We start from the raw sequence: 6,425 nt of genomic DNA on the forward strand, positions 1-6,425 counted from the left end.
GGAAAGGGCCGAACCGCAATGACCCGGCAGGAAGCCACACACACGCATCGGATCCCCCTGAACAGGGACCGCGTCCTGCGCGCCGCCGTCGCGCTCGCCGACGCCACCGGCATCGACGCGCTCAGCATGCGCAGGCTCGCGCAGGAGCTGGACGTCGTACCGATGGCCCTCTACAAGCACGTGGCCAACAAGGAGGAGCTGCTCGACGGCATGGTCGACACCGTGGTCGGCGAGATCGACCCGCCGACTGCGGGCCCCGACTGGCAGAGCGTGGTCCGCGGGCGGATCCTCTCGGCCCGGCGGGTCCTGCTGCGCCACCCCTGGGCGGCCCGGGTCATCGAGTCGCGGACCGGCCCCACCCCGGCCGTGCTGGCCTACCTGGACTCGATGGCCGGGAGCTTCCGGGACGGCGGCCTCTCCGCCGACCTTACGCACCACGTCATGCACGCGATGGGCAGCCGCCTGCTCGGCTTCAGCCAGGAACTGTTCGACACCTCGGGCCCCTCCGGACCACCGGACCCCGGGCTGGCGGCTCGCTACCCGCACATCGCGGAACTGGCCGCGACGGCCGCACACGACGGGAGTTCCACGGTCGGTGGCGGCTGCGACGACCAGTTCGAGTTCGAATTCGCCCTGGACCTCCTCCTGGACGGCTTCGAAAGCCTCCGCCGCCAAGGCTGGACGTCCGCGCGGAAGGCGTAGCGGGTGCGGGGGGCTGATCTAGCGTCAGGGGGGAGGGAAGCCCGGCCGAGCCTAGAACTCGACGGCGATCCCTCGGATGAAGCGGAGCAGGCCCACGCTGACAGCCGCGCAACGAGCTGCGACAGACTGCGCGCCCGCCGGCAACGCCACACCTGCCACCGCACCGCTCTGCCCCACCGGCACGCCCCCGGCCGCCTCTGGTACGAGACGCGGGGGCGCGGACGTCTTCGCCGCGCCGCCCTCACGGCTTGTCGCAGCGGAAGCAGTCGCCTTCCGCACGGTCGCCTACTGCCCCGCCGATACGACGCTGGACGAGCTGATCCGCATCGCGGGCAGCCGGTGGGCGGTTGAGGAATGCTCCAGACCGCGAAGCAGGAGTGCGCCTGGACGACTACCAGGTCCGCCGCTACCCCGGCTGGCACCGCCACATGACCCTGGCCATGGCCGCCCACGCCTGCCTGACCGTCCTGCGGGCCCGACAGCTGGACACGGACAAAGCAGACGCGGATCCTCCCGGCTCATCCACCTCAGCCTCGCCGAGATCCGACGCCTGATCACCCGCCTCACCGACCGCCGCCCCACCCCGGTCGACCACATCTTGCACTGGTCCCACTGGCGCCGACGACGCCAGCACCGGGCCCGCATCAGCCACTACAAACGACGCGGACACAGCCCCTGAAAACCGCCCAGCACTCAGAACAAGCACCGTTGCAGTACTAGGAAGGGCAGGTCCCCACATGACTGGGCCAATGCCGGTGACTCAGCGGCTGCCGTGAACGGCGAAGCGTGCCCCTACCGAGCGGCCGCCGCTACCGTCGTCCGCGCGGGACCGGCCTCACCGGATCATCCCGGCTCAAGGTCGCGGCGTCCGGGGGGTGCATCGCAAGGCCGGGGCATCGCAAGGCGGAGCATCATCCGCGTACGGGGCGCTATCGGATGGTGCTTCAGCGCGGTGAGATTCCGTGCCGGGCGTGGCCCCATCGATGGTGGTGCAGCGACGCTCCTGCGGCTTCATGCGCGGCTTTCCCCGTCGTAGGTGGAGGCATCGCGTTCGGCGGTGGTGAGGTAGTCGTGCAGGGCGCGGCGGGAACGCTGGAGAGTGTCGATGCGTTCGTCGAGGCCGTCGAGGCGGGAGCGCAGGAGCGAGATGACTTCGGGGCAGGGCTCGAGGTCGGGGGCCCCTCCGGTCGCGCAGGGCAGGATGTAGGCAATCTCCTGGGTGGACAGTCCGGCGTCCAGCAGCTTGCGGATCTGGGTCACGACCAGGACGGCGTCGTCGCGGTAGTCACGGTAGCCGCTGAGTCTGCGGGTGGGCTCGAGTAATCCCTGGCTCTCGTAGTAGCGCAACAGGTGGGCGGGGACTCCGGTCCGCCGGCTCAACTCTCCGATCAGCACGAGCGGTTCTCCTTGACCTTCATACCGGTGTGAACGTTGATGATCCTGCCATGACCGACGCACGGTTCGACCCCCACGCGCTGCTCGCGGAAAGCCGCCTGGGCGTTCTCGCCACCCTCAAGGCGGACGGCCGCCCGCAGCTCTCGCCCGTCCTGCCGCACTACGACCGCGAGGCCGGCCTCATCCGCGTCTCGACGACCGACCGCACCGCCAAGGCCGCCAACCTGCGCCGCGATCCGCGCGCCGCCCTGGAGGTGACCAGCCGCGACGGCATGGCCTGGGCCACCGCCGAGGGCATCGCGCGGCTCACCGGGCCCGGCACGGACCCGTACGGACCCGAGGTCGAGGCGTTGGTCGAGTACTACCGGATCGCCGCCGGGGAGCACCCGGACTGGAACGAGTACCGGTCGGTGATGGTCTCCGACCGCAGGGTGCTCATCACGCTCACCGTCGACCACGTGTACGGCGCAGACCTGCGCTGACCAGCACGGCGTGCGCCCGGCGGGCCGAGCGGCGAGGCGCCCACCCCGGTCGCCTGGCACACCGGCGTGGAACGGTGCGTATCGGTGCGCGTGTCGCAGCGCCCGCGCAGGAGCGTCGCGTCAACACCCAACGGTCGGTGTTGACGCGCTCCTTCGGGATTCCGTGACTCTCAACGACATACCTTGGACTGGAGCAAGCATGGCTGGAGACAACCCCACACCCGTGACCGTCGTCGGACTGGGTTCGATGGGCCGGGCGCTGGCCGAGGCATTCCTCGACGCCGGTCATCCGACAACGGTGTGGAACCGCACGGCGGGCAAGACCGTGCCGCTCGTGGCCAGGAGAGCAGTCCCCGCCGGGACGGTGAGGGCCGCGGTCGAGGCGAGCCCGTTGGTCATCACATGCCTGACCACGTTCGAGGACACCCGCTCCGTGCTGGAGCCGGCCTCGGCGGCGTTGTCCGGGCGTGCCCTTGTCACGTTGAACAGCGGTTCGCCCGCCGGTGCCCGCGCCACGGCCGCCTGGGCGACCGGCCACGGCGCCCGCTTCCTCGCCGGGGCGGTCAAGAACGTGCCGGCGGCCGTGGGCGCACCGGACACGCTGTTGTACTACGGCGGCGACAGGACGGTCTTCGACCAGTACCAGGAAGCGTTGAAGGTGCTGGGCGGCGATACCGTCCACCTGGGCGACGAGAGCGACCTCGCCGCTCTGTACGAGATGGCGGTGGGTGCCACCCTGCTGCCCGCGCTCGTCGGCTTCTTCCAGGGAGCCGCCGCCCTCCAGGCGCGCGGGCTGGAGGCGAGCAGCATGGTGCGGTTCGCCGGCAAGTGGCTGGACATGATCAAGACGTTGCTGCCGATCTACGCGAGGGAGATCGACAACGGCGACTACACCGATGCCGCCTCCTCGGTGAACCTCTTTCTCGCGAGTGCCGCCCACGACGCGGATCTGGCCCAGGAGACGAACGTGGACACCTCCTGGCTCGCTCCCCTGCACGACCTGGTACGGCGGGCGGCCGAGGCGGGCCACGGCGACCACAGCGTCTCGGCCCTGACCGAAGTGCTCAGGAAGCCGGAGCAGAAGGCGTAGTGCCGCTTGGGTTCCGCTCGTTCAGGGCTCACCGGAAAGGGCGTTCAGGACATGAGGGGTGTCACATGAGGGGTTTCATGGGAAAGCAAGACGTCACAGTCATCGGCGCCGGCCCGATGGGACGCGCGATGGCGAGAGCGTTCATCGGCAAGGGCTACCGGGTCACCGTGTGGAACCGGACCGCAAGCAAGGCGGAGGAGTTGGCGGCCGCGGGAGCCGAGCGGGCCGCCACTGTCCACGACGCGCTGGCCGCGAGCGAGCTGGTCATCCTTAGCCTGACGGACCACAACGCGATGTATTCCGTCCTTGAGCCGGCCACCGAGGCGTTGTCCGGCCGGGTCCTCGTGAATCTGACCTCGCTCACGCCGGAGAGTGCCCGCAGCGCTGCGCGGTGGGCGTCCGAGCACGGTGCCGCGTACCTCACCGGAGGCGTGCTTGCCTCCCCTCCGAACATCGGGCAGCCCGGGTCTTCCACCTTCTACAGCGGGTCCCAGGAGGTCTTCGATGCGCACCGGGAGGCCCTGGAAGTGCTCACCAGCACGGACTATCGCGGCGAGGACCCGGGGACGGCGGCGTTGTACTACCAGGTCGTGATGGACCTGTTCTGGACGACGGTGCTCGGCTGGCTGCACGCCCTCGCGGTGGCGGACGCCCACGGCGTCTCGGCGGAGGAACTCCTGCCGTCCGCCTCGTCCGTACTATCCGATATGCCGGACTTCCTGGCCTTCTACACCCCCAGGATCGATGCGGGAGCGCACCAGGGCGACGTCGACAGGCTCGCCATGGGCGCGGCGAGCGTCGACCACGTCCTGCAGACCGCCAGGGACGCCGGCGTCGACACCTCGCTGCCCAAGGCGGTCCTGGACGTTTTCCGCCGAGGCGTGGCGGCAGGCCATGCCGGCGACAGTGTGACCAGCTTGACGGACATCATGAAACCGCTCACCGAATAGCCACTCCGGGCCCGCGCCGACCAGCAGCTTGACGATCTGCTCGACGACGGGTTCGGCCGCGCCGGACTGACTCCCCAAGCAGCCCCGTACGCGGCGCGCACCTCGGCGCGTCCGCCGAGCCGATGAGCGGGGAGGAACTCCGTCGTGTATCTGGATGACGCAGGCCAGGCCCATGCGTGCGGACGCCCGGCGCAACTAGGGTCCGTCTTCAAACGGATCTTGCCCAGAGCAGGAACGACGCGAGAGAGACCGCTGCCTCGTAGGAGGTGGCGGTCTTGTCGTATCTGGTCGCGATGCCGCGGAAGCCCTTGAGCCGGTTGAAGCAGCGCTCGACGGGGCGCTGTCACGTTGTTGGGCACGTGGGTATCTGACGTGGTGCCAGGGTGTGGGTGGCCCAGGCCTTCAGTAATCAGGTGCCGTCGGGGGCGGAAGTGGGGCGAGATGCCGCTGAAGGCGGACAGGAACCGCTGGGCTGTGCCGACGCTGCGGAAGCCCTTCATCGCGCGTTCGCGTTGCCTGGTGGGCTGGTGGCTGTTCTCGGCCCGGTTGTTCAGGTACTTCGACTGCCGGTGCTCGACGGAGGACATGACCTCGCGGTGGGCCGCGCCGTAGGAGCGCAGCTTGTCGGTGACGATCACCCTCGGCACCGTGCGGGTTCTTGTGAGAAGACGGCGGAAGGAGCGCCTGGTCGCAGCCTTGTCCCGCCGGTTCTGCACGAGGATGTCGAGGACGTTCCCGTCTTGGTCGACGGCCCGCCACAGGTACTGCAACCGCCCGTTGATCTTGATGAAGACCTCGTCCAGGTGCCACTTGTCTCCTGCCTGGGCTGCCTGCGGCGCAGCGCGTTGGCGTAGGTCTGCCCGAACTTGGCGCACCAGCGGCGGATCGTCTCGTGGGAGACGACGATCCCGCGCTCGAGCTCCTCAACCTCGCGGAAGCTGAGCGAGAATCGGTGATACAGGCACACGCAGTGGGAGATGACCTCGACCGGGTACCGGTGGCCCTTGTACGACGGCGGCGTGCTCTCCACGTACGGCCCCTCCAGCGTGATCAACCCGAAGATCATCCCACGCCAACAGTCAACGTGACAGCGCCTTCCCGTCCGTTGCTGTGTCACGTAGCGGCACGGCAACGGACGGGAAGGCCGGAATTCTCGGGCTTCAGCCCGAGGAGCACGTCAGCGCGGTGCGGTTACGCGGCGCGGGTGAACTGCCACCAGTTGACATTGAACAAGTAGCCGCTGCCGCCGCTGAACGTCAGGTAGAGGTCACGGGTTCCCGTCACGCCGCTCACTGGGCAGGTCACCGTTCTCCAGGACTGCCAGCCACCGGTGTTCGGCACACCGCACCGGCCCACGATCGGCCCGCTCGGACTGTCCAGGCGCACTTCGAGGGTGCCGCCGCTGGTGGCCGAAGCGACGCGTGCGGCGAAGGAGGAAGCGCCGGCCCCGAACGCCACTCCCTTGACCTTGATGTAATCGCCGTTCTCGATCCAGCCGACGTCCATTCCGCCTTCACTGTTCCATTCGGTCTCGATCCCGGAACCCCAGGCGATCGTCTCGGCCTCCTGGCGGACGTACGGATCGAGTGAGCCGGCCTGCGGGGCACCCGCACTCGTCATGTTGATCGTCGGAATGCTGCCGTCGGCGTTGTAGGAGAACTTCTCCACCGCAACCGAGCGGGTGAAGCCGCCTCCGCCCGGGAGGGCGCCATTGTGGTAGAAGAAGTACGAACCGCCCTTGAAGTCCACGATGCCCGCGTGGTTGGTGAAGCTGTTGCCCTGGGCGGGCATGACTGTTCCACGGTA

At 68.9% G+C, this 6,425-nt stretch carries 6 protein-coding genes and 3 pseudogenes; 5 read left to right on the top strand and 4 right to left on the bottom strand.

The features are described 5' to 3' along the window. The first annotated feature begins 18 nt into the window (after positions 1-18). Together ACZ4YY_RS36410 and ACZ4YY_RS36415 are read left to right on the top strand one after the other, a co-directional pair. Positions 19-702: a TetR/AcrR family transcriptional regulator C-terminal domain-containing protein gene (locus tag ACZ4YY_RS36410; protein ID WP_468299549.1), complete on the top strand. Its 684-nt coding sequence runs from the start codon at positions 19-21 to the stop codon at positions 700-702. 280 nt (positions 703-982) lie between these two features. Continuing rightward, positions 983-1,256, top strand: a pseudogene (locus tag ACZ4YY_RS36415) (IS701 family transposase); the annotation flags it as partial. Between the two features lie 457 nt (positions 1,257-1,713). Here the strand turns inward: ACZ4YY_RS36415 and ACZ4YY_RS36420 are convergent. After that, a complete protein-coding gene (locus tag ACZ4YY_RS36420; protein WP_468299551.1) occupies positions 1,714-2,097 on the bottom strand; it encodes a MerR family transcriptional regulator in 384 nt (127 codons plus the stop codon). A gap of 50 nt (positions 2,098-2,147) precedes the next feature. Here ACZ4YY_RS36420 and ACZ4YY_RS36425 point away from each other — a divergent pair, with 50 nt between their 5' ends. From ACZ4YY_RS36425 to ACZ4YY_RS36435, 3 genes are all read left to right on the top strand, one after another. Beyond that, positions 2,148-2,579, top strand: coding sequence for a PPOX class F420-dependent oxidoreductase (locus tag ACZ4YY_RS36425; RefSeq protein WP_468299553.1), 432 nt, complete (start codon positions 2,148-2,150; stop codon positions 2,577-2,579). A 199-nt stretch (positions 2,580-2,778) separates the two neighbouring features. Continuing rightward, a complete protein-coding gene (locus ACZ4YY_RS36430; protein ID WP_468299555.1) occupies positions 2,779-3,669 on the top strand; it encodes an NAD(P)-dependent oxidoreductase in 891 nt (296 codons plus the stop codon). 77 nt (positions 3,670-3,746) lie between these two features. After that, complete coding sequence (locus ACZ4YY_RS36435) at positions 3,747-4,619, top strand: NAD(P)-dependent oxidoreductase (RefSeq protein WP_468299557.1); 873 nt, start codon at positions 3,747-3,749, stop codon at positions 4,617-4,619. Positions 4,620-4,827: 208 nt separating this feature from the next. On the opposite strand, the pseudogene ACZ4YY_RS36440 reads toward ACZ4YY_RS36435, so the two are convergent. The 3 genes and pseudogenes from ACZ4YY_RS36440 to ACZ4YY_RS36450 all read right to left on the bottom strand — a co-directional run. Continuing rightward, positions 4,828-4,953 (bottom strand): annotated as a pseudogene (locus ACZ4YY_RS36440) (IS5/IS1182 family transposase); the annotation flags it as partial. A gap of 88 nt (positions 4,954-5,041) precedes the next feature. After that, a pseudogene (locus tag ACZ4YY_RS36445) lies at positions 5,042-5,649 on the bottom strand (IS6 family transposase); the annotation flags it as partial. Between the two features lie 161 nt (positions 5,650-5,810). Beyond that, positions 5,811-6,425, bottom strand: a 615-nt coding sequence (locus tag ACZ4YY_RS36450) for a carbohydrate-binding protein (RefSeq protein ID WP_468299559.1), incomplete at its 5' end; no start/stop codon positions are given.

This window comes from Streptomyces sp. NPDC030143, assembly GCF_055573695.1.

Excerpts from the sequence above, each read along its gene's own strand:
- ACZ4YY_RS36410 (WP_468299549.1), top strand. The coding sequence starts at position 19 with ATGACCCGGCAGGAAGCCACACACACGCATCGGATCCCCCTGAACAGG.
- ACZ4YY_RS36425 (WP_468299553.1), top strand. The coding sequence starts at position 2,148 with ATGACCGACGCACGGTTCGACCCCCACGCGCTGCTCGCGGAAAGCCGC.
- ACZ4YY_RS36430 (WP_468299555.1), top strand. The coding sequence starts at position 2,779 with ATGGCTGGAGACAACCCCACACCCGTGACCGTCGTCGGACTGGGTTCG.
- ACZ4YY_RS36435 (WP_468299557.1), top strand. The coding sequence starts at position 3,747 with ATGGGAAAGCAAGACGTCACAGTCATCGGCGCCGGCCCGATGGGACGC.